20 protein-coding genes are annotated in these 23,877 nt (G+C 52.7%); 17 read left to right on the top strand and 3 right to left on the bottom strand.

The window, feature by feature from the left end; all coding sequences use genetic code 11:
* The first annotated feature begins 81 nt into the window (after window positions 1-81).
* Window positions 82-1,866: a peptidoglycan D,D-transpeptidase FtsI family protein gene (locus tag PBA01S_RS10410; RefSeq protein WP_028538914.1), complete on the top strand. Its 1,785-nt coding sequence runs from the start codon at window positions 82-84 to the stop codon at window positions 1,864-1,866.
* Window positions 1,867-1,993: 127 nt separating this feature from the next.
* Window positions 1,994-3,415, top strand: coding sequence for a polysaccharide deacetylase family protein (locus tag PBA01S_RS10405; RefSeq protein WP_164744141.1), 1,422 nt, complete (start codon window positions 1,994-1,996; stop codon window positions 3,413-3,415).
* 85 nt (window positions 3,416-3,500) lie between these two features.
* On the opposite strand, the gene ilvD is transcribed toward PBA01S_RS10405, so the two are convergent.
* Together ilvD and PBA01S_RS10395 are read right to left on the bottom strand one after the other, a co-directional pair.
* Window positions 3,501-5,186 (bottom strand): dihydroxy-acid dehydratase, encoded by a 1,686-nt coding sequence (gene ilvD / locus PBA01S_RS10400; protein WP_016311201.1) that lies wholly within the window; start codon window positions 5,184-5,186, stop codon window positions 3,501-3,503.
* A gap of 186 nt (window positions 5,187-5,372) precedes the next feature.
* Window positions 5,373-5,639, bottom strand: coding sequence for a KGG domain-containing protein (locus PBA01S_RS10395; protein ID WP_016311202.1), 267 nt, complete (start codon window positions 5,637-5,639; stop codon window positions 5,373-5,375).
* Between the two features lie 209 nt (window positions 5,640-5,848).
* Here PBA01S_RS10395 and PBA01S_RS10390 point away from each other — a divergent pair, with 209 nt between their 5' ends.
* Window positions 5,849-6,631 carry an HAD family hydrolase gene (locus PBA01S_RS10390; protein ID WP_085278082.1) on the top strand — a complete coding sequence of 261 codons (783 nt, stop codon included), beginning with the start codon at window positions 5,849-5,851 and terminating at the stop codon, window positions 6,629-6,631.
* A 14-nt stretch (window positions 6,632-6,645) separates the two neighbouring features.
* Window positions 6,646-7,395 carry an NAD-dependent protein deacylase gene (locus tag PBA01S_RS10385; protein ID WP_028538912.1) on the top strand — a complete coding sequence of 250 codons (750 nt, stop codon included), beginning with the start codon at window positions 6,646-6,648 and terminating at the stop codon, window positions 7,393-7,395.
* Between the two features lie 42 nt (window positions 7,396-7,437).
* Here PBA01S_RS10385 and PBA01S_RS10380 read toward each other — a convergent pair whose 3' ends face one another.
* A complete protein-coding gene (locus PBA01S_RS10380; RefSeq protein ID WP_028538911.1) occupies window positions 7,438-8,301 on the bottom strand; it encodes an AraC family transcriptional regulator in 864 nt (287 codons plus the stop codon).
* A gap of 177 nt (window positions 8,302-8,478) precedes the next feature.
* Between PBA01S_RS10380 and PBA01S_RS10375 the strand changes: the two genes are divergently transcribed.
* From PBA01S_RS10375 to PBA01S_RS10315, 13 genes are all read left to right on the top strand, one after another.
* Window positions 8,479-9,654: a galactokinase gene (locus PBA01S_RS10375; RefSeq protein WP_127575935.1), complete on the top strand. Its 1,176-nt coding sequence runs from the start codon at window positions 8,479-8,481 to the stop codon at window positions 9,652-9,654.
* Window positions 9,655-9,659: 5 nt separating this feature from the next.
* Window positions 9,660-10,646 carry a UDP-glucose 4-epimerase GalE gene (galE, locus tag PBA01S_RS10370; protein ID WP_127575934.1) on the top strand — a complete coding sequence of 329 codons (987 nt, stop codon included), beginning with the start codon at window positions 9,660-9,662 and terminating at the stop codon, window positions 10,644-10,646.
* 12 nt (window positions 10,647-10,658) lie between these two features.
* The gene (locus PBA01S_RS10365; RefSeq protein ID WP_127575933.1) at window positions 10,659-12,236 is read left to right on the top strand and encodes a UDP-glucose--hexose-1-phosphate uridylyltransferase; all 1,578 of its coding nucleotides are present in this window, start codon (window positions 10,659-10,661) and stop codon (window positions 12,234-12,236) included.
* A gap of 191 nt (window positions 12,237-12,427) precedes the next feature.
* Window positions 12,428-13,591: an iron-containing alcohol dehydrogenase gene (locus PBA01S_RS10360; protein ID WP_127575932.1), complete on the top strand. Its 1,164-nt coding sequence runs from the start codon at window positions 12,428-12,430 to the stop codon at window positions 13,589-13,591.
* Between the two features lie 144 nt (window positions 13,592-13,735).
* Window positions 13,736-14,266 (top strand): NfeD family protein, encoded by a 531-nt coding sequence (locus PBA01S_RS10355; protein WP_016311210.1) that lies wholly within the window; start codon window positions 13,736-13,738, stop codon window positions 14,264-14,266.
* A 24-nt stretch (window positions 14,267-14,290) separates the two neighbouring features.
* Window positions 14,291-15,877, top strand: coding sequence for a flotillin lipid rafts scaffold protein FloT (gene floT / locus PBA01S_RS10350; RefSeq protein ID WP_016311211.1), 1,587 nt, complete (start codon window positions 14,291-14,293; stop codon window positions 15,875-15,877).
* Between the two features lie 190 nt (window positions 15,878-16,067).
* On the top strand, window positions 16,068-16,913 hold the full coding sequence (gene glcT / locus PBA01S_RS10345) for a glucose PTS transporter transcription antiterminator GlcT (protein ID WP_016311212.1): 846 nt from the start codon (window positions 16,068-16,070) through the stop codon (window positions 16,911-16,913).
* Between the two features lie 235 nt (window positions 16,914-17,148).
* A complete protein-coding gene (ptsG, locus tag PBA01S_RS10340) occupies window positions 17,149-19,224 on the top strand; it encodes a glucose-specific PTS transporter subunit IIBC (protein ID WP_016311213.1) in 2,076 nt (691 codons plus the stop codon).
* 130 nt (window positions 19,225-19,354) lie between these two features.
* A complete protein-coding gene (locus PBA01S_RS10335) occupies window positions 19,355-19,630 on the top strand; it encodes an HPr family phosphocarrier protein (protein ID WP_009224359.1) in 276 nt (91 codons plus the stop codon).
* The gene (gene ptsP / locus PBA01S_RS10330; protein WP_016311214.1) at window positions 19,623-21,335 is read left to right on the top strand and encodes a phosphoenolpyruvate--protein phosphotransferase; all 1,713 of its coding nucleotides are present in this window, start codon (window positions 19,623-19,625) and stop codon (window positions 21,333-21,335) included. Before PBA01S_RS10335 ends, ptsP begins: the two co-directional genes overlap by 8 nt.
* A 373-nt stretch (window positions 21,336-21,708) precedes the next feature.
* Complete coding sequence (locus PBA01S_RS10325) at window positions 21,709-22,347, top strand: 50S ribosomal protein L25 (RefSeq protein WP_028538903.1); 639 nt, start codon at window positions 21,709-21,711, stop codon at window positions 22,345-22,347.
* A gap of 195 nt (window positions 22,348-22,542) precedes the next feature.
* Window positions 22,543-23,256, top strand: a complete 714-nt coding sequence (locus PBA01S_RS10320; RefSeq protein ID WP_016311216.1) for a DsbA family protein — start codon at window positions 22,543-22,545, stop codon at window positions 23,254-23,256.
* Window positions 23,257-23,300: 44 nt separating this feature from the next.
* On the top strand, window positions 23,301-23,747 hold the full coding sequence (locus tag PBA01S_RS10315) for a disulfide oxidoreductase (RefSeq protein WP_028538902.1): 447 nt from the start codon (window positions 23,301-23,303) through the stop codon (window positions 23,745-23,747).
* Window positions 23,748-23,877: the final 130 nt, after the last annotated feature.

The raw sequence follows: 23,877 nt of genomic DNA, 5'->3' as shown, positions 1-23,877 counted from the left end.
GGTTTCTATTGGCCGCAACAGCCTATCTAGTTTAGCCCGACTTTTCCCAGGAAATAATGGGAACAGAATGGAGGGCGAACGATGTCGTTATTGCGCAAAAAACGGATCTTTTATCTATTACTGTCTTTTGCGGCAGTGTTGGCCCTATTTGCGCTGCGAATCGCTTGGATTCAAGTGGCTTCAGCGTTTAAGGCAGTGACCGTAAGCGGTAAGACGATCAACGAACTTGCAGTTCGGCAACGCGAAGAAAGTATTGAGTTGGATCCGGGGCGAGGTCATATTTTGGATCGTAACGGAAAGATGCTGACAGGGGAAATCGGTTGGACTCCGATATTGTTCCCTATACGCCAGTTACCCGCAGCTGATCAGCTTACCGGTCTCGCGGCCGCCTTGGGGACAACGATTCCCGAACTCCAAAAAAAGTGGGAACAGCTGGAGCGGCCCTACGTTTGGCCCAAACCTGGGGGTGAGCCTGGAGAGCCACTTCGGCTCAATGAAGAAACAGCCCGGACTTTGCCTCGTCTCGAAGGGCTGGAGGTGCTGCCGTATATGACGCGCTACGGGCCGGGGGAACGAGGGAATCAGTGGCTTGGCTTCGTGACGCAACGGCCGGATGTGATTCGTAAGCTGCGAGAAGAAAAGCACCAACCGAACTTCGCGTTAACGCTGCAGGTTGGAGCTTCGGGGTTAGAGAAGACGCTGGACAACTTGCTCCGTGGAATTGGCGGTGTCAGAGCGGCCTACACGGTTGATGGCCGAAAGGATCCCTTGGCAGGGATGGGGACGCGGGTAAATGCGGAGTCTAGCCGGTATTATCCGCTGCAAATCCAAACGACAGTGGATGACACCCTCCAGCAAAAGATCGAGGGGTTAGCGAAGGAGATGAACGTGACGGATGGAGCAGTGGTCGTGCTGGACGCCAAAACCGCTGATATCGTCTCGATGGTATCCCTGCCTTTCTACGATCCGCACCACGTGAATCCATCAGCAGACAACTGGAGTAATAAGGCGGTTAAGTCCAGTGTGCCGGGTTCGATTTTTAAGACGGTCATTGCGGCGGCTGCGCTGGAAGAGAAAGTGACGGTACCTGGGGAGGTGTTCCACTGCAGCGGGCATTACGGAAAATACGGCTTGTCATGCTGGAAGGAAGGTGGACATGGAGATCTTACGTTGGAAGAAGGCTTTGCCCACTCGTGTAACGTGGTGTTTGCCACCCTGGGCGAACGGCTGAGCGCGGAGGCAATCGCCCGGACAGCCGCCAAGCTTGGGCTAGGGCGTTCCGTGAGCTGGCATGACCCGTCCTTCCTTGGCGGAGATTCCTTGCGACCGTTGGATCAGGAAGAAGCCGGTGCGGTGTTTAGCAATCTGGCTGCGGCGGATGGCGGGGTGCGGGCGCAGACTGCAATTGGCCAACGGGACGTGCTGGTATCCCCGTTGCAAGCAGCCAATTTGGTAGTTACATTGCTCCACGGCGGGCAGGTGATGGCGCCCCGCTTAGTCAGCGAGATCCGTTATAAGGACGGTTCGCTGCTCTCCGCATTACCGGTACAAGCTTCGCCCTCCTCTGCTGGACAAATTACGCCGCAAACGGCCCAACGACTGTTGTCCATGATGAGGTTGGTAGTCACAGACGGCACGGGGCGAACCGTGCAGCAAGCCAACTGGCCGTTGGCTGGAAAATCTGGAACTGCCGAGGTTGTGAAGAATCAGAAGCAGTTGAATCATCAATGGTTTATCGGTTACGGACCGATCCATCAACCCAAGTATGCCGTCGCCGTCCTCGTTCAAAACCGGCCCGAAGGATCCAAGCATCTGGCCGCTGAAATGTTCCGGCGAACGATGGATATTCTGGCTGCGGAAGGTTGACCGATTTCCTATGCTTTCCCCAAAAAAATGCGCCTAATCTGAAGATGTCTGTGATAAAATAGTGTAGATGCTATGCTTTTCACGGAGCATGCCAAAGTCATTGATCATAGAAAAGTGGGGAAAGCATATGGAGACTTTGCTGCTATGGTTACTTTATATCTCTACGCTGTACGCTTTTATACCCGGATTGATCACTCGGATTTTCGGTTTTCGCGTATTCAAGCGCGGGATCAGCGAGAAGGCGTTCGCGCTGACATTCGACGATGGTCCTGATCCGAAATATACTCCACAGTTGCTTGATTTGCTCAAGCGCCACGGAGCGAAAGCAACGTTTTTCCTCGTTGGTTCCAATGCGGAGAAACACCCCGAATTGATTAAACGGATGTACGAGGAAGGTCATTTGATCGGATCGCACAATTATGTGCACAAGACCAATTGGCTTATGGGGCCGTCAGCTGTTAAGAAGCAGATTCAGAAGACGAATCAGATTATCTATGACGTGACGGGCTTCAATTCTCATTATTATCGTCCGCCGTGGGGCATTGTCAACTTGTTTGATTTTGCGAACCGCGGCAAAACGCAGATCGTGTTGTGGTCGGCAATGTTCGGCGATTGGCGGGTCAAGGTCGGCGCTGACCGATTAACGGAGCGGATGTTGAAGAAGCTGCGAGGCGGCGAGGTCTTTCTCCTGCACGACTGTGGTGCTACCCTAGGAGCGAACACCGGAGCGCCGGCGGAAATGCTGATCGCGCTCGAGCGGGTGTTGAAGGAAGCGGATCGCCGCGGATTGCGAAGCATCCGCATTGATGAACTAATTCAGGTGACGGAAGAGGCCAAGCTTCAAGGCAAACAGGTTGAAACTGCAACACCGAAGGGGAGAACGCCAGTGAAGATTACCTGGTTCAAGCGATGTATCGTAGCCTTATGGCTCGTATGGGAGAAGATCTTCCACATCCTTTTTCAATTGAAAACTCCCGAACCGGAGGATCCATTCCTTCATTTTCGAGTCCGGTCCTATCACGGAGAGCCGGTGGAAATGAACAATGGGAAGACCTTACAATCCGGGGATCAGGTGATGGAGCTTCATTTTGACAACAAAAAATTGTTCGAGTATGGAACTCGCGCCAGAACAAGCGTGCATTTGGCGATTCAAATGATTCGTAAAGTGGAGAAGACGTTACCTCTCTTTGCGAAATATGTGATTGAGCATCCTGAGCTAAAAGAAGTTAAGGCGCTATATGGGGTCAGCATGATTAACCGGGGGCCGGAGCAATTTGGGTTTATCATTACAGATTTGCCGAAGGGCTGGTTTGCCAGCTCGACGAAGATCTATTTGAAATTATTAATGAGTGTTATTCACCCTGCCGGTACCTCGAGATTAAAAGAGCAACCTCAAGAGCTGGTACCGAAGATGATCGTGATGCCGATGGATGTGCTGTTGGAACGATTCGCCGAGAACGGCTCGCATCGCAGCAATCATACGGTTGATGAGAAGCCGGAAGCCGTGGAAGAGGAGTCTTTGCTTAGCGTATCCTTGCCTACGCGTTAATCGTTCTGATCAATTATTTTAGTAAGAAAAAAAGGCCGTATCCGAATCGAATATGATTCGGGTACGGCCTTTTGAGTTAGGCTCGTTAAATTTTCATTACGCCGCCGGAGCTGGCGTTGGTGACCAGTTTGGAGTAACGGGCCAAATAACCGGTTTTCACCTTTGGCTCAAAGCCTTTCCAATTTGCTTTGCGACGTGCAAGCTCTTCATCGCTGACATGCAGCTCGATTTTGCGGTTATTCAAGTCAAGCTCGATGATGTCGCCGTCTTCCACGAAAGCGATTGGACCGCCTTCAGCAGCCTCTGGTGAGATATGACCGATACTGATCCCGCGGGAAGCGCCGGAGAAGCGTCCGTCGGTAATCAGACCAACCTTCGCGCCCAGACCCATGCCGACGATCTGCGATGTTGGAGCCAGCATTTCCGGCATACCTGGACCACCCTTAGGTCCTTCATAACGGATGACAACAACGCAACCTTCTTTGACTTTGCCGTTTGCGATCCCTTCGAGCGCTTCTTCCTGCGAGTCAAAGCAGATGGCCGGACCTTTATGGTATCCGCCAACCGAAGGGTCAACAGCTCCTACCTTGATCACCGAGCCCTCCGGCGCCAGGTTACCATATAGAATAGCCAAACCGCCTTTCTCGGAATGCGGATTGTCGATCGGACGGATGACGTTATGGTCGAGGATTTCGCATCCGGCAACGTTCTCTGCCAGCGTCTTGCCGGTAACGGTGATTTGATCACCGAAGATCGCTCCCGGCTTCTTCAACAGCTCGTTGAGCACAGCGCTGACGCCGCCAGCCCGATGTACGTCCTCGATGAAGATATCGGAGGCCGGAGCCAGCTTCGCAATATGCGGCACCCGGTTTGCCACTTCATTAATCCGTTCCAACGGGTAATCGATCCCTGCTTCTTGAGCCAAAGCGAGTGTATGGAGAACGGTGTTCGTGGAGCCGCCCATCGCCATATCGAGCGCAAAGGCGTTGTCGATCGATTCTTTTGTTACGATGTCACGTGGTTTCAGATCCATTTCGATCAGCTTCATCAGCTGTTGTGCCGACTTCCGGACGAAATCACGGCGTTCTTCGGCTACAGCAAGGATCGTGCCGTTCCCTGGCAATGCCAAGCCCAGCGCTTCGGCCAGACAGTTCATCGAGTTGGCCGTGAACATGCCGGAACACGAACCGCAGGTCGGACAGCCGTATTGTTCCAGTTCGAGCAAGTCCTTGTCGCTGATTTGTCCAGCTTGGTGGGCACCCACGCCTTCAAAGACGGAAGTCAAGGACAATCTGCGTCCTTTGCTGTCGACGCCGGCTTTCATTGGGCCGCCGCTGACGAAGACCGTCGGGATATTCACACGCAAAGCACCCATCATCATCCCTGGCGTAATTTTGTCGCAGTTCGGAATGCAGACCATTCCATCGAACCAGTGAGCCGAAACCACGGTTTCAAGCGAGTCGGCGATGATTTCCCGGCTTGGCAGGGAATAACGCATCCCGATGTGCCCCATCGCGATCCCGTCGTCTACGCCAATGGTATTGAATTCAAACGGAACGCCGCCCGCTTCGCGGATTGCCTCCTTCACGATTTTACCGAACTCTTGTAAGTGCACGTGCCCAGGCACGATATCGATATAAGAGTTGCAGACCGCGATAAACGGTTTGCCGAAATCTTCTTCCTTCACGCCTGCAGCACGCAGCAAGCTGCGGTGCGGCGCACGGTCGAAGCCTTTTTTGATCATATCAGAACGCATTTTCTTGGCTGGCATGATCTCCGATCCCCCCATAATTCATTATAGTTTTGGAGCTTTACACCGCTAAAGGTTTTCTCTAAAGTCTATCACAAGTGGTTATGATTTTCTAGTTATCGATCACAGGAAAAAGCATGGGACAGGAGCGGATCGGTTCTATGAAAACAAAGAGAATCTCCGGGGGGTCCGGAGATTTCTTATGACTTACGCTTGAATTCCAGGTTTGCTGCGAGCGATCCCGCCTTTACGGCCGATTTCCCGGTAAAAGCCTTTATCGTGCTTCTGGGATGTCGCCTCGCCGCCCTTTTGACCGATTTCCTGATAAAATTCGCGGTTGTGGGTTTTCGAGGTCGCTTCGCCGCCTTTTTGCCCGATTTGCTTATAAAAGGCTTTGCCGTGGTTTTTGGCCGTGGCCAGTCCTCCCAGACGTCCGGCTTCTTCCCGGGTCATCTTGCTTTGGCTTCGTGCCATCGAATCCCTCCTTGGATTTTATTTTGGAGTACGTATGTTTTATTTACCACGGATTTCCATGTTGAAACGGATTTATCTAAAATTTTAAGAAAACACCAAAAGATCCCTATTAAATCATAGGAATGAAAGAGATGTATTGTTAGAGTCGACGCAGCCCACATCTGTGAAAATGGTATAATAAGGACAATGTTGCGGAAGGGGGAGCGAGGATGGCCACGATCGAAGTACGCGGGCAACAAGCTGCTTGCAAGGCCATTTTATTCGATAAAGATGGAACGCTGTTGAATTTTATGGGGCTATGGGGCAGCTGGGCCGCGGTGTTAACCGATCTGATGGAGCGGAAGCTGGCCGAGTTGGGCTCTCAGGGCGGGTTCAACAAATCCACGCTGCTTGGCCTTCAAACGGATGAGCGGAACCGGGTGATCGGTTACGACAAAACTGGTCCGGTTGCCATGGGGACGGAAGAAGAGATTATCGCGCTGCTGGCCTCGACGTTGTATGCCGCAGGCCTGCCCTGGAATGAAGCGATCACGGCGGTTCGCGAATTAAATAGTGCGGCCATGGCGGAGCTTAAGCGGCGGCGGGAAGCGGTGCCGTTGCCCGGGCTGCGCGACTTTGTCCAGAGTTGCCGAGAGGCGGGAGTCAAGCTGGCGGTGGTCACCTCCGACTCGACCTCGGAGGCGCTCGAGCATCTGGAATGGCTTGGCATCCGAGATGCCTTTACCAGTGTGGTCGGCCGAGATCGCGTCGCCCGAGGCAAGCCTGGGCCGGACATGGCGCTGCTCGCCTGCCGTGAGCTGGGGCTTTCGCCCGGTGAAGCGGTGGTTATTGGCGACAGTAACGCCGATATGCAAATGGGGAAGCGTGCTGGCGTCGTGATGAATATCGGCGTGGCGGAGGAGTATGGCGAAGAAGCCCAGGATGCAGTGGTTTATTTACGGGACGCGGACGTCATAATATCCAATTATCGTGAGTTGACGATACATCCATAGGAGGTTCAAAGCGGATGAGCAAAGAGATCGACACGTTGGCAGCATGGATGGAGGAGAGTTCAAACATCGTCTTCTTCGGAGGGGCTGGAGTATCCACCGAAAGCGGAATTCCTGACTTTCGTTCGGCAGCCGGCATTTATCAGATGGAGAATGCGTCGCCTTATCCACCGGAGGAGATTTTGAGCCGGAGGTTCTTCGATCGGCATCCGGACGTATTTTTCGATTTCTATAAGACGAAAATGCTCCATCCGGAAGCTCAGCCCAACGCCGCACACCGCTGCTTGGCGGAGCTGGAGCGAGCAGGGAAGCTAAGCGCCGTGGTGACGCAAAATATCGACGGGCTCCATCAACAGGCGGGCAGCCGACGCGTACTGGAGCTGCACGGATCGGTGCACCGCAATACCTGCATGGAGTGCGGCCGTACCTATATGTTAAAGGATGTCATGGACAGCGAAGACGTCGTGCCGTACTGCAACTGCGGCGGTATCATCAAGCCGGATGTGGTGCTGTATGGAGAGAGTCTGAATGATCAGGTCATCCAGGACACAGTAACGGCGATTGCCAGTGCCGATTTGCTGGTGATCGGCGGGACCTCGCTGACCGTGCAGCCCGCAGCGCACCTGGTCACCTATTTCCGCGGCGAACGGACGGTGCTGATCAACGCCTCGTCCACTGCGTATGATAACCGGGCTGACCTCTTGATCACCGAGCCGATTGGCGAGGTGCTGGGGGCCGTTGCCCGGAAGCTGGGCCTATCGGAGTGAGACAGGGCTCGCGAGTTAAGCGGCGAGTTAAGCGACGAGCCTTCACTCCTTCGCGGGATTCCGCGTAACCGTACGGCGATACTCGCTTGGCGACTCGTTATGGAACCGGCGGAACTGCCTTGAGAAGTAGAGCGGATCGGTAAGGCCGACCGAAGCTGCGATCTGTTCAATCGACAGCTCGGGACGTTCGCGCAGCAGCTGACGGGACTTATCAATTCTCAGCTTCAACAGGTAGGTGACGGGGGTGAAGCCCGTTTCTTTTTTGAATATCCGTGATAGATAAGCTCGATTATAGCCCAAGGATGCGCACATCTGCTCGATGGAGACCGGATGCGCGTATTGGCTGGCCATATAATGAATCATTTGCTTCACGATTCGCTGAACACCCGATTCACCTGACGGCAGCGCCGAGGCCATGCCAAGCGTCTCTTGGGCTTCGGCCATAATTTGGTGCAGCAGCCCCAGCGATAGCAGATGGGAGCTGTTTTTTTTCGCTTGGAAAGCTTGTAACACGCTGCTGAGCAAGGCAGGGATCGGGCTGTCCCCGTCTTGCCGGAACACTGGCTGCTGCGGTGTGAAGCCAGCTCGTTTCACGAGTTCAGCCGCCTTCACACCGGTGAAGGCGATCCAACGGTAACGCCAAGGCTCGGTCACATCGGAAGCATAACTGACGAGCTGATCGGGGAGAATCAGGAAGCCATTCCCTTTACTCAGCTCATAGGAAGCGGATTCGGTTCGGAACGTGCCCTTGCCTTGCTCTACGAAGTGCAGGAGGTAATAATCATAAATTTTCGGGCCCAATCGGTGATCGGGGAGAGTTTGACTTTCGCCGGCGAACAGAACATGCAGCTCATCGGTCTCGATCAAATCCGGGTTGGCGGCCGCGCTGTAGGTTTCTTTAAGCATGGGAGGGTCTCCTTTGGATAAAGGGACGGGTAACGCCCCATAAGACTTCGCTCCCATTTTACTCCGAAAAGTCACATTTATCTATATTGATCTCGCAAAGTTGCATTATCAACGCAAAGCGATTTCATTATACTGGATACAAGGATTAAAGATTCCATGACGATGGGGTGTACGTTGATGAAAAAGCAGGAAATGGAACAATTGTTTATATCCAAATACGGGGAAAGCACTGAGCCGATTCGCGTATTTAACGCCCCGGGACGGGTGAACTTGATCGGTGAGCATATTGACTACAACGGGGGGTATGTCTTCCCGGCTGCATTAGAATTTGGGACGACGCTGGCGGTCCGCAAGCGCTCCGACGGCAAAGTCGCTTTTGCTTCCAGTAACCTTCCGTACACGGCAGAGCTGGCATTGGAAGAGCTGGGCACAAGCAAAACCGGAGAATGGATCGACTATCCGATCGGCGTTTACGTGGAGCTGAAAAAGCTGGGGATCTCGCTTACCAGCGGGTATGATCTCTTGTTCCATGGCGAAATTCCGAACGGTTCAGGCCTGTCCTCCTCCGCCTCGATTGAAGTGGTTACGGCTTTGGCACTCGTGAGCATGGAAGGGAAAGAGCTCGATAAGGTGGAAATCGCTCGGTTGTCGCAGCGGGCTGAGAATCAATACGTCGGCGTAAACAGCGGCATTATGGACCAATTTGCAGTGGCGAACGGGGCGAAGGACCATGCGATCCTGCTGATGTGTGACACCTTGGAATACAAGCTGGTTCCGTTCCGGACAGGTGCGTATAAGCTGGTCATCGGCAATACGAAGAAACGCCGCGGGCTGGTTGACTCGAAATACAATGAACGGCGGTCCGAATGCGATGCAGCGCTGGAGATTTTGCAGAAGCGTGAGCCGGGCTTGCAGTTCCTGGCCCATCTGAAACCGGAGCAGTTGGAGCAGTGGCGGGGAGATTTTACGAACGAAGTGCTGTACAAACGGGCCAAACACGTGGTGGAAGAGAACGCGCGCGTGTTGAAATCGGTGGATGCGCTGAGCGCCAACGATCTGAAGGCTTTTGGCGAGCTGATGAATGCCTCGCATGATTCGCTGCGGGATTTGTACGAGGTGAGCTGCCTGGAGCTGGACGTGATGGTAGAGGAAGCCCGTAAGATTGAAGGCACCTTGGGTGCTCGGATGACCGGTGCCGGATTTGGCGGCTGCACGGTATCGCTGGTACATGAAGATTCGGTAGAAAAGTTCGTGTCCGAGGTTGGCCGGGCTTATCAAGAGCGGACCGGGCTGGAAGGCGAATTTTACGTGTGCGGCGTAGGCGACGGCGTGCATGAGATGAAAGGGGAGTAATCCGCATGGCGATATTGGTAACGGGAGGAGCCGGTTATATCGGTTCGCATACGGTAGCAGCGTTGCTGGAGCAAGGCAGAGAGGTTGTGGTGATCGACAACCTGCAGACTGGACATCGCGAGGCGTTGCTCGGCGGTAAGCTGTACGAAGGAGATCTGCGTGATAAGCCGTTGCTGGCCAAGTTGTTCGCCGAGAACGAGATTGAAGCGGTTATTCATTTTGCCGCGAACTCTCTGGTTGGGGAGAGTATGAGGGATCCGGTGAAATATTTTGACAATAACGTGTACGGGACGCTTTGTTTGCTGGATGCGATGGATCAGGCGAATGTACGTAAAATCGTGTTCTCTTCCACGGCGGCAACCTATGGTGAACCTGAAAAGGTGCCAATTGAAGAGAGGGATCCAACCCGGCCAACGAATGTCTATGGGGAAACCAAGCTGACGATGGAACGGATGATGGCTTGGTTCGATCAGGTGCTGGGGATCAAATACGTGTCCTTGCGTTACTTCAACGCCGCTGGTGCCCATGAGAGCGGCAAAATCGGCGAGGACCATCGCCCGGAAAGCCATCTGATCCCATTGATCATTCAAGCGGCATTGGGACAACGTCCATCCATTCAGGTGTTTGGTGATGACTACAACACGGGGGACGGTACCTGCATCCGTGACTATATCCACGTCAGCGACTTGGCCGATGCCCATCTGCGCGCGGTGGATCATTTGCTTAGCGGCGGGGAGAGCGATGTATTTAACCTTGGCAACGGGCAAGGTTTCTCGGTGAAGGAAGTTATCGAAACCGTGAAGCAGGTCACCGGCCGTGACTTCCCGGTTGTCATCAGTCCGCGCCGTGCTGGCGATCCGGCGGTGCTCATTGCTTCCTCGGACAAAGCCCGCCGCGTGCTGGGCTGGAATCCGACCCGCAACAAGTTGTCCAGCATCATTGAAAGTGCATGGCAATGGCATAACAGCCATCCGAACGGCTATAACGACTAAGGGGTGTTATGGATGGGAGTCGAAGAGAAAAGTCGTCAAGACGCGCTTCATGCGATTGAACGGCTGGTGAATTATGCGCTCGAACAAGGCTTGATCGATTGGTGGGACGTGGACTATTCGCGTAATCGTCTCCTAGAGTTGTTCGCCTTCGATGAGCCGTACGCCGGTGAAGTGGCGACAGAGGCGCTGACTGGACCCCAGGAACCGCTTGAGATTCTAATCGATTACGGGCTTGCCATCGGTTTGATACCGGAAAACACTGCTACGTACCGCGATTTGCTGGATGCGAAAATCATGGGCCTGCTCATGCCGCGCCCGTCGGAAACGATCGCTGCCTTCCGCAAAACGGAAAGCGAGCAGGGAATTGCCGCCGCGACCGACGCCTTCTACAAACTGTCGGTAGCCAGCAATTACATTCGGATGGACCGGGTGCGCCAGAACATCTATTGGGAGCAGCCCACACCGTTTGGAGACATGGAAATCACGATCAATCTGTCCAAACCGGAGAAAAATCCGAAGGAAATCGCGATGGCGAAGCTGCTGCCCCCTCCGGTATATCCAAAATGTCAGCTGTGCCGCGAGAACGTGGGGTATGCTGGACGGCTGAATCATCCCGCCCGCCAGAACTTGCGAGTCATTCCGCTGACGTTAAACGGAGAGCTGTGGTTTTTCCAATACTCGCCTTACGTCTATTACAATGAGCATTGCATCGTGTTCCACCACGATCATGTTCCGATGAAGCTGACCCGCGATACGTTTAAGCGGTTGCTGGAATTCACGACGTTGTTCCCGCATTACTTCATCGGTTCCAACGCGGATCTGCCGATCGTCGGCGGGTCGATTCTGACGCATGATCATTTCCAGGGGGGACGCCACACATTCCCATTGGAAAAAGCACCAGTCGAAGTCGTCTATGCGCATCCGGACTTCGCCGGTGTTACCGTCGGCAGGGTGAAGTGGCCAATGTCGGTGCTGCGGGTAAACGGTCAGAACCGGGAAGCCGTGTTGGAAGCGGTAGATCATCTGTACGAGAAATGGAAGCACTACAGCGACCCGTCTGTTGGCGTCCTCGCATTCTCCAAGCAGGAGGGGGAATCCGTGCCGCATAACACGGTGACGCCGATTGTCCGCCGCAGCGCGGACGGCGGGTATGAAGCGGACATCGTCCTGCGCAATAACCGGACGAATGAGCAGCATCCCGAAGGCATCTTCCATCCGCACCGCGAGATGCATCATATCAAGAAGGAGAACATCGGCCTGATTGAAGTCATGGGTGTTGCCATCCTGCCGGGCCGGTTGAAGGAAGAGCTGGCGGCGGTTGCTGACATTCTGAGCGGTGATCAGGCGCTGTATCAGCAAACCGTATCGGAACCGAATGCCCGCTTGGCCGTGCATGCGGACTGGGTGAAGGAACTGGTGGCACGCGTGGGCATGTCGCTGGGGCGTAAAGAGGCCGAAGCGCTGCTGCGTGATGAGGTGGGCAAGAAGTTTGCGGAGATCCTTGGACATGCCGGCGTATTCAAAGCGACGCCGGAAGGCCATGAGGCGTTCGAACGCTTTGTGGAATCGATCGGGTACCGCAAACGTTAAGGCATGGATCGGAACAAAGGAGAAGGGTCATTCCAAGCTGTAAAGGTTTGGGTGATCCTTTCTTTTTCTGTTTGGCTTGTTGTTACAGTTAGAAGTATAATAGTTTGGGAGTTCGAAGAGGTTAGTAATAACACGATTGCTTAGTAGAAACACTACATTGATATAACCTAAATTTAAGGAGGAGTTACGGGATGGACAATTTCGTATTTCATAATCCTACGAGGCTGATCTTCGGTAAAGGCCAGTTGGAGGCGCTTCGGAACGAGGTACCGGCTTACGGCAAAAAAGTGCTGCTAGTCTACGGCGGCGGCAGTATTAAACGCAGCGGGCTGTATGATCAAGTAACGTCCCTTCTGCGCGAAATTGGCGCCGAAGTAACGGAGCTTGCAGGCGTTGAACCGAACCCGCGTCTTTCGACGGTGCATCGTGGAGTCGAGCTGTGCAAATCCAACGGCATCGAGCTGGTGCTTGCGGTTGGCGGCGGCAGCGTGCTTGACTGTGCGAAGGCGATTGCCGTCGGAGCGAAATACGATGGGGATATGTGGGATTTCGCAGAGCGCAAAGCTGTGCCGAAGGATGCTCTGCCGCTTGGTACGGTGCTGACCATGGCTGCAACCGGCTCCGAAATGAACGGGAACTCCGTGATCTCCAACGAAGTGACCAAGGAAAAGCTGGGCTGGGGCAGCAAGCTGGCTTATCCGGCATTCTCCATCCTTGATCCGCAGTTTACGGTGACGTTGCCGAAAGATCAAACGGTATATGGCATGGTGGATATCATGTCTCATGTATTCGAGCATTACTTCCATCCGACGCCAAACACGTTGCTGCAGGATGAGTTCTGTGAAGGGCTGCTGCGGACCGTGATTGAAACGGCACCGAAGCTGGTACAGGATTTGGAAAACTACGACCTTCGGGAGACGATCCTGCTGTGCGGTACGCTTGCGCTGAACGGCGTGCTGAACATGGGTTTGTCGGGAGATTGGGCGACTCACAACATTGAGCATGCCGTGTCGGCGGTTTACGATATTCCGCATGGCGGCGGTCTGGCGATCCTGTTCCCGAACTGGATGAAATATAACTTAAAGCACGATGTTACCCGCTTTAAGCGTCTGGCGGTCAACGTCTTCCATGTTGACCCTGCGGGCAAGAGTGATGAGGCAGTGGCGCTTGAGGGGATTGAAGCGTTGCGTTCCTTTTGGAACTCCATTGGCGCACCAAGCCGCTTGGCGGATTACGACATTGACGACAGCCAGTTGGAAGTGATGGCCGATAAGGCGGTCCGCTTTGGTCCATTTGGTAACTTTGCCGTGCTGGATAAACAGGACGTGCTCGAAATTTATCGGATGTCGCTGTAATCGCCTTTTCCGAAATAGTTACTCCACATAACCGGTCTTCCGATTTGCGTCGTGGGCCGGTTTTTCTTTTTTTGAAACATAGTTCACCAATTTACGTATTTAATTGTAGAGTTCAACAATATTTTGGGTAAAGGGAGGAACGGGATGGAAGCGCTGTTTTGGGGTTGTTTTATCGGCGGTGCTTTGTTTGCCGTTATCAGCGCTGTGCTTGGTGACTTGATTGGAAGCTGGCTGGATGGCATCTTTGATTTCTTGTCCGCCGATTTTCTCAAGCCGATCATCACGGCCTCGGCGATCACGTCCTTTGGCGGAGCCGGCATTTTGCTGGACCGATATTCCGGGCTTGGCACAGCTGCTGTAGTGATGTTAGCCATTGTGATTGCCGTCCTGCTGTCTGTTCTCGTCTATTTCGTCTATGTGAAGCCGATGGAGAACAGCGAGAATTCCACGGGATTCTCCGAATCGGAGCTGCCCGGTAAAATTGGTGAAGTCACGGTGCCTATTCCAGCACAAGGATTTGGCGAAGTGATGGTGAAACAGGCAGGCGGCAATTCGCTGCATATCGCTTCCAGCTGGGATCGGAAGGAGATTCCCGCCGGAACCGCCGTTGTCGTGATCGAGACGGCGAAGGACGGGACCGTCCAGGTTTCCGAGCTTTACCCCCACCCGATGTAGTACCAATTAAAGAAGAGGGAGCTGATGTCATTGTTCGAAGGTGTTGCTGATTTCCTACTCATCCCTGGGATCGTGATTGCAGTCATCATCGTGCTTGGGCTGGCATTTTGGGCAAGATACAAAACGGTGGGTCCCGATGAAGCAATGATCGTGACGGGGTCTTTTCTAGGGAACAAAAACATTTCCGACGACCAATCCGGCCGCAAAATCAAGATTGTGCGCGGCGGCGGGGCGTTTATCTGGCCGATCTTTCAGAAAGCCGAGTTTCTATCGTTGCTGTCTCATAAGCTTGACGTGATGACACCGGAGGTCTACACCGAGCAGGGGGTCCCGGTATCTGCGGACGGCGTGGCCATTATTAAGGTAGGCAGCTCGGTTGAAGACGTCGCAACAGCAGCGGAACAATTTATGGGCAAGCCGATTGAGTCGCTGAAGGGCGAGGCACAGGAAGTGCTGGAAGGTCATTTACGCTCCATCTTGGGTTCGATGACCGTTGAGGAAGTGTATCGTAACCGCGATAAGTTCGCTCAGGAAGTGCAAAGCGTTGCAGCCCGTGATCTGAAGAAAATGGGGCTGCAGATCGTCTCGTTCACGATCAAGGACGTTCGAGATAAGCACGGTTACCTGGAGGCGCTGGGGAAACCGCGGATCGCTGCAGTTAAGCGGGATGCCGACATTGCCGAGGCCGAAGCTCAACGGGATGCACGAATCCAGAAGGCGTTGGCGGAGGAAGCTGGGCAGAAGGCTGAACTGGTCCGCGATACGAACATTGCCGAGGCAGAGAAGGAGAAGGAGCTGAAGGTGGCGTCCTTTAAGAAAGAGCAGGATACCGCCAAAGCCGAAGCCGACCAAGCTTATAACATTCAGGAAGCTCGGGCGAAGCAAGTGATGGTCGAAGAGCAGATGAAGGTTGAGCTGGTACGGAAGGAACGGGAAATCGATCTGCAGGAGAAAGAAATCATCGTCCGTCAGAAGCAACTTGAAGCCGAAGTTAAGAAAAAGGCTGAGGCGGACCGCTATGCCGTCGAGCAAGCAGCAGAAGCAGAAAAAGCCCGGAAGATGCGGGAAGCCGATGCGTTGCAATACTCGATTGAAAAGCAAGCTAAAGCATCTGCTGAACAGAAGCGGTTAGAAGGTCTGGCGATTGCGGATGCCGAACGGGCGAAAGGGACGGCAGAGGCCGAAATCATTCGTCTGCGCGGCTTGGCAGAGGCCGAAGCGAAGGAGAAGCTGGCCGAAGCGTTCCAGAAATTCGGCGAGGCGGCAATACTCGATATCGTAACGAAAATGCTGCCGGAGCTGGCAAGCAAGATCGCTGCACCACTGTCCTCCATCGACAAGCTGACCGTGGTCGATACGGGCAAGGGCGAGGGAGCTGCTCGCGTCAGCAATTACGTGACCGAGCTGATGGCTACAGCGCCTGATATGCTGAAGAGTGTCTCCGGAATCGAGCTCGATCGGTTAATCCAAAGTCTGACCAAAGGCAAAGTTGTCGCTGCAAAACCGGAGCTCGAGACGGCTTCCGTCAAGTCTGCAGCAGGCGCAAAAGTTCCAGATTCGGTTGTACTGGAAACTGCGGCCTCAAAGGCGGCGGACCCAGACCAAAAGTAGGGCCTAAGTTGGCTTGACAACTGCCCTCCATCCGTGTATCTTGTCCTAGGATATGAAGAAACTCGGCGTCCCGCTCCTCATGAGAGTGAGGACGCCTTTGAAATGCCTGGGAATCGGCTGACGGCGCCCCAAAAATCCATTATAATGGGCTTAACCGTTTTCGGAATATAGGAAAAGAGGTGCTACTGTTGTGAACAGCCTGCGCGTGGCCAAAGTGTTGAATAACAATGTCATCATCGCGAATCATCCGGAGCATGGCGAGGTCGTTGTCATCGGCAAAGGCATCGGATTTAACCGAAAAACGGGAGATTCCATTTCGCTGGAAGCCGTCGAGAAGATGTTCATCCTTACGAACCAGCAAGAGCAGGAGCAATACAAGCAACTCGTGCACCAAGTGGATGAGCAACTGATCGAGATCATCGGCGAAATTATTATGTATATTTCCTCAAAAACCCAAACCGAACTGAATGAGCATATTCATATCGCGCTGACAGATCACTTGGCGTTTGCGATTAAGCGGGCGGAGCAGGACATCGCGTTTCATAATCCATTTTTGTTCGAAACAAAGGAAATTTATCCATTGGAATATGAATTAGCGGAATACGCCATACGTTTGATTAAGGACAGGCTGGGGATTGATCTTGGTGAAGACGAAATCGGCTTTGTGGCGCTTCATATTAACAGCGCCATCACCAACCGTCATATCAGCGAGGTCCGAGGACATGCCCAGTTGATCGCCGATTTGGTAGGCATCATTGAGAAGGAGCTTCGCTTCTCCATCCTTCGCAACTCGCTGGACTATTCGCGTCTGCTCACCCATTTGCGATTTGCGATCGAACGGATACGGCGGGGCGAACAAGTGGGGGAAGTCCACAAGCTGGAACGGCTACTGAAAGAGGAATATCCTGTTTTGTATTCGCTTGCCTATAAATTGACAAAAGTTATGGAACAGCGCCTGAAACAGCCGGTTTATAAGGCAGAGGTTAGTTATTTAACCATGCATTTACACCGGGTGGCGCCGGCAAATCTTCAATAGCTTGCTTGCGCGAAAAAAGAAGGTCTGCTATAATTCCTAGTGCATTAAAACAACAACTTCATAATCACAATGTGTGACTGATTCGATCAGGCATGAGTTGATAGAGGTTTTTTTGGATTGTATTGGACGGTTACGGGGCATTATATCCGTAAGCGATCACGGTACAACACCAAAGACCTATATTGGCTCATGCCTGTTTTTGTTAGTCCACCATAGTAATTACAGGAGGGTATTTATGTTTAAGCGTTTGTTTGGGGTATTACAACGGGTAGGTAAAGCGCTGATGCTTCCGGTAGCTCTTCTTCCGGCGGCAGGCTTGCTGCTCGGGATCGGCAATATGCTGGTCAGCCCCGAGTTCTTAAACTTGGTTCCAGCTTTGGATAACCATGGAGTTCATGCTGTAGCTACAGTCATGATGAACGCCGGCCAAATCGTCTTTACGAACCTGGCCTTGCTGTTTGCAGTAGGCGTCGCCGTGGGTCTGGCTGGCGGCGAGGGGGTTGCCGGTCTGGCTGCCATTATCGGGTACCTCGTCATGAACGTGACGATGGGAACGGTTATTGGAGTAGTACCGTCGATGATCGGAACCGATCCAGCCTATGCCAATGTACTGGGGATCCCAACGTTGGCAACGGGGGTATTCGGCGGTATTATCGTGGGTATCCTAGCTGCCGCAATGTATAACCGGTTCTTCCGGATCGAGCTTCCGTCTTACCTTGGCTTCTTCGCGGGGAAACGGTTTGTGCCGATTATGACAGCGGCTACTTCGGTTCTGCTTGGGTTGCTGATGGTTATCATTTGGCCGCCGATTCAAACCGGATTGAACACGGCTTCCCACTTTATGCTGGAGCAAAACCGGACGTTGTCCGCGTTTATCTTCGGGGTAGTCGAACGGGCGTTAATTCCGTTTGGTCTGCACCATATCTTCTATTCGCCGTTCTGGTTCGAATTTGGCGAATACATCAATAGCGCAGGTCAGCTTGTGCGCGGGGACCAATCGATCTTCATGGCACAACTGCGCGATGGCGTACCGTTTACAGCCGGTACATTTATGACCGGTAAATTCCCGTTCATGATGTTTGGTTTGCCTGCCGCTGCGCTGGCAATTTATCACGAAGCTCGTCCAGAGCATAAGAAATATGTGGCCGGGATTATGGGCTCGGCAGCATTAACTTCCTTCTTGACGGGGATTACGGAACCGCTGGAGTTCTCGTTCCTGTTCGTTGCACCGGCGTTGTTTGCCGTTCATACGATCTTTGCAGGTTTGTCTTTTATGACGATGCATATCCTGGGGACGAAGATCGGGATGACCTTCTCCGGCGGTTTGATCGACTTCCTGATTTTCGGGGTGATTCCAAACCGGACACCTTGGTGGAACGTCATCATCGTTGGTCTGATTCTGGCGGTCATTTACTACTTCGGTTTCCGTTACGTGATTCGCAAGTTTAACTTGAAAACGCCGGGCCGCGAAGATCAAGTTACCGATGAGGAAGGCGCGGGAGCTGGTGGAGCAACTTCGCAAGACGATTTGCCGCATAACATCTTGTCCGCGCTGGGCGGTCAAGAGAACATCGTTCACTTGGATGCCTGCATCACTCGGCTGCGGGTGGAAGTGAAGGATAAAGCAAATGTCAGCAAGGATCAGCTCAAGAAACTGGGCGCATCGGGTGTGCTTGAAGTAGGTAACAATATCCAAGCGATCTTCGGGACACGTTCCGACACGATCAAGTCGCAAATTGCCGATATTATGAGCGGCAAGACGCCGCGGCCTGCGGCGAAATCGGAAGCGGTCAAGACTGAAGAGGTTAAACCTGCTGAAGTGGAACAACAAGCAGCCCAAGACGGCGATGCGATTATCAACGAAGACATCGTCATGCCGGTAAATGGTGAGCTGATGGATATTTCCAATGTACCGGATCCCGTGTTCTCCGAAAGAATGACCGGAGACGGATTCGCCGTGCTTCCGCACGACGGCGTGATTGGTTCCCCGGTTTTTGGGAAAGTGTTTAACGTCTTCCCAAGCAAGCATGCCATCGGCATCATGTCGGACGGCGGGAAAGAAGTGCTGGTTCACATCGGCGTAAATACCGTTAAACTGAAGGGTCAAGGCTTCAATGTACTGGTGAAGGAAGGGGATCTGGTCGCTGCTGGACAACCGATTCTGGAAGTCGATCTGGATTATGTGAAAGAGCATGCTCCATCCATTATTTCGCCAATCGTCTTCTCGAACTTGCCGGAAGGCGCGTCCGTGAAGCTGAACAAAACCGGCAAGCTGTCCAAAGGCGAAGCCGACATCGTCACTATTAAGTAAAGCTCCAATGCGCTGTCGTTTGATCGCGGCGGTGCATTTGGCATTGGTTCTCACGTTCCCTTACAATAGGGTAAGGAGCGTATTATATATTTTTTCTAAAATTATAATTCAGAAAGCGAGAGGATTAATCATGGAAAGAATGTTCAAAATTACGGATGAAGACGGAATTCATGCACGCCCGGCAACGGCTCTGGTGAACACTGCTAACAAATTCAAGGGGGCCGAATCCTTCGCTGAAGCCGGCGGCAAGAAAGTAACGCTGAAATCGATCCTCGGCGTACTGTCCTTGGGTCTGGAACAAGGCGATTCGCTCAAGCTGATCGTTGAAGGCGAAGAAGCAGAAGCAGCACTTCAAGCGCTCACCGAAGTGATGGTTAACGAAGGGCTTGGAGAAGTGAATGCTTAAGATTGAAGGCATTGCCGCTTCGGCTGGCGTGGCCATCGCCAAAGCTTTCAAGTTGGAACATCCCGACTATACGATTCATCGTCGGGATGCTTCCGATTCCGCTGCGGAATTGGCGCGCCTGGACGAAGCTCTGGCCAAATCTCAACAGGAGCTCGAAGCGATCAAAGAGCGCACGCTTCAAGAGCTTGGTGAGAAGAAAGCGGAGATTTTTGAATCCCATTTGTTGATTTTGAACGACCCTGAGCTGTTGACGCCGGTTCGCGATAAAATCACGGCTGAGAACGTGAGTGCGGAGTATGCTCTGAATGAAACCGCTAATGAATTCATCTCGATGTTTGAAAATATGAAAAGCGCCTACCTCAAGGAACGCGCAGCAGATATGCGAGACGTTACCAAGCGTGTGCTTACGCATTTGCTCGGACTGAACTACGTCAACCCGGCTGACATCAACGAGGAAGTCATCGTGATTGCGGAAGACTTGACGCCGTCGGATACGGCACAGTTGAATCGCAATTACGTTAAAGGCTTTACAACGAATATTGGCGGACGGACGTCGCACTCGGCAATCATGGCCCGCTCGCTGGAAATCCCGGCGGTTGTTGGTACCAAAGAGGTGCTGGATAAGGTAAACAGCGGCGATCTGGTGATCGTGGACGGATTGGACGGCAGTGTCATCATTAATCCGACCGAGGATGTTCTGAACGAGTACAAAGCCAAACGCGATAAGTACCTGGTGCAGATTGAAGAATGGAAGAAGCTGCGCGAGGTGCAGACGACGTCGAAGGACGGCGTTCACGTGGAATTGGCTGCGAACATCGGTACGCCTAACGACGTGACGGGCGTGCTGGAGAACGGCGGTGAAGGAGTGGGCTTGTACCGGACAGAATTCCTGTACATGGGACGCACAGAGCTGCCTTCGGAGGATGTTCAATTCAACGCCTACAAGACCGTGCTGGAAAAAATGGAAGGAAAACCGGTCGTTGTCCGCACGTTGGATATCGGCGGCGACAAAGAACTGCCTTATTTGAATCTGCCGAAGGAAATGAACCCGTTCCTGGGCTTCCGTGCGATTCGCCTGTGTCTGGAGCAGAAGGATTTGTTCCGCACGCAGCTGCGCGCTTTGCTTCGCGCCAGCGTATACGGTACCCTGCGCATCATGTTCCCAATGATCGCAACGTTGGATGAGTTCCGCGCGGCGAAGGCGCTGCTCCTGGAAGAGAAGGAGAAGCTGCAAGCCGAAGGCGTTCAAGTCTCCGACGAGATTCAACTCGGCATTATGGTGGAGATTCCTTCGACTGCGGTCTTGGCCGATCAGTTCGCCAAAGAAGTGGACTTCTTCAGTATTGGTACCAACGACCTTATTCAATATACGATGGCAGCCGATCGCATGAACGAACGTGTATCTTACTTGTATCAGCCATATAACCCATCGATTTTACGCTTGGTCAAAATGGTCATCGATGCAGCGCACAAAGAAGGCAAATGGGCTGGAATGTGCGGCGAGATGGCTGGCGATGCAACGGCAATTCCGTTGTTGCTGGGGCTTGGACTGGATGAATTCAGCATGAGCGCAACTTCGATCCTGCCGGCTCGTTCGCAAATCTCCAAGCTGTCCAAAGCAGATATGGAGCAGCTGGCAGCGAAGGCACTGCAAATGCAGACGGCTGAACAGGTCGTAGAGCTGGTTCGCTCGATCGAAGCATAATCTTTTCCAATTGATAAATAATAGGGTTTCCTCTTGAACCGGTGCCGTTAAGGCGCCGGTTTTTTCCTTTGGCGAGGCGATTCATGTGATGCTCTTTTGCGGACTGTTGGGGGTGTCTGGCCCTCTTTTCGATGATTATCCCGTTGCATCAGGGGGTGTAGGGAACACCGCATAGCTCGGAACTAGGAGGATCAGCCTTTGATCGAACTCTAATTCTGAAGCAAAGGGATAATGGTGCAAAAGAGGCCAGAAGAGCATAGAACATTGAGAAGTTTAGTGGTGGTAAAAATGGGCACTATACGTTTATGGAGCTTATGCCATGGCAATCATGTCAGTGATGCAATAGGCACAATTTCAAGGAGGTTGTTGCAAGATGAGTACGAACCATCACACGTTTCAACTAAATGCTACGCCAAGAACGGATTTCCATCGTTCCACGCTGCGCAAGCTGAGACAACATGGACGTGTTCCTGCGGTTGTGTATGGAGCGGAAACCGAGAACCTTGCAGTTTATGTGGACGAGAAGGAGCTGTTGAAGGTTGTACGGACAGGCAGATCGGAGTTTTTTGATCTGAATGTCGAAGGGGGGCCAACCGTCCCGGCGCTGATTAAAGATGTTCAGCAACAGCAAGGGAAGATTTTGCATGTCGATTTTCAACAAGTGTCCAAAAACAAACCGATTCGCGTAAAAATACCGCTGCATTACACAGGTACGGCTGCGGGAGCGAAGGTAGGCGGTGTATTGCAGATTCAGGAGACGGAGCTGGAAGTGGAGGGTTTACCGGATGTTTTGCCGGCATCCTTGGAGGTCGATATTTCTTCGCTGGATGCAGGGGACAAGCTGATGGCCGGAGATGTGAAGCTGCCGGAAGGCGTGACGATGCATGCTCAGCCAGAGGAATTGCTAGCTTCCATCGTGCTGCCACGGGTGGCTGATGCGGATTTGGCGAAGGAAGCCTCGGCTGACGGCGAACCTGAAGGAACGGTAGGCGCGGACGAAGCGAAAGAATAATCTAAGACGATCGCTGGATAGGAGTTTCTTTGAAGGGCTGCTACTAATGCCTTGGGCGTTAGGGCAGCCTTTTATTATGGGAAAGTTCCAGCGAAGTTCTAGGCTCAACTTGACGAATCTTGCTTTTGTAACTAGAATGGTTGCAGGATAAAACGTATATTGAAAATGAACTATTATATGGAAAGAAGGGATCGCATGCCGCCGAAAACAACAAAGAACGCTTTGGCCAAGCGCAAAGCCGAACAACAAAAGCAGCAACAGCAATTAAAGAGGAGACGTCTGATCTGGTTTTCGACCGTGGGGTTGCTTCTGATTCTGATCATCGTTGTCTTGACGATTCAGCCGAAACCGAAGCCCGTCGAATTTGATTATGCTGCGCTGCCTGTGTTGGGACAAGCTGATGCCCCTGTTAAGATTGTGGAGTTTGGGGATTATCAATGTCCGTCTTGTAAACATGTTAATGAACTGATTAAGCCAGAGTTGGCGAAGGATTATATAGATCAAGGTAAAGTTGCTTTTTATTTCATGAATTTGCCGTTTATCGGTTCCGATTCGTTTACGGCCGCGCTGGCCGCTCAATCGGTGTATCATCAAAGCAATGAGGCATTCTGGACATATTTCGATGCGATTTTTGAACGCCAGGGGGAGGAGAACAGCGGTTGGGCTTCGCCTGAATTTTTGGTCAACCTGGCTAAGGAGCTGGAGTTACCCATCGATTACGACCTGTTGCAGAAAGATATCGCAGAGGCCACGTATCAGGACGAGGTGTCAGCGCATTTGGCTCGAGGAGACAAGCTGGGTGTAGACAGCACACCGACGTTCTTCATCAATGGGATCGAGTATGCCGGCAACCTTGGCGATTATGAGACGCTGAAGAAGACCATCGACAACGAACTGGCCGGAGAGTAAGACCTTCTAGTCAACCGAGGTTGAAAAAGGAGTAAAGAGGAGGAATGAGGACGATGCGGGGGTTTTTGAGGGACTACGGCATCTACCTCGCCTGGCTGGTTGCGATGGTCGCGACGGCGGGCAGCTTGTATCTAAGCGAAGTGCTGCATTATGAGCCGTGCCGGCTGTGCTGGTTCCAGCGGATCTTCATGTACCCGCAGGTCATTTTGCTGGGGATTGCTGCGTATAAGAACGATCGGCACATCATTCCGTATGTGCTCCCGCTCAGCATCATTGGCGGCATGATCTCCATTTATCATTACAGTGAGCAAAAAATCCCGGCGTTAGCCAAGCTGCTTCCCTGCAAAATTGGCGTTCCTTGCAACGTCGATTATCTTGGGCAAGGCTGGCTCGGATTTATTACGATTCCGTTCATGGCACTGGTTGCCTTCGTGCTGATCGTCCTGTTCTTATTGGCCGCTCGCGAGGGCAAAGAAGTTGAGGAACAGTAAGGAATTAGGAAGAGGCAAGCTCTCCGTCTTAAGGAGGCTGCCTCTTTTTTGCGCTTTTGCGAAGCGTTCGCGTAAATTGCTTTGCGGTGGCAACCTTTTAAAGAGTTAAGCCGTCTGTGTATGTGGGGGT

The sequence above is a fragment of the Paenibacillus barengoltzii NBRC 101215 genome, from assembly GCF_004000745.1.
GTDB lineage: Bacteria > Bacillota > Bacilli > Paenibacillales > Paenibacillaceae > Fontibacillus > Fontibacillus barengoltzii.
Note: the sequence above shows the minus strand (reverse complement) of the source record. Positions and strands in the feature narration are given on the sequence as shown.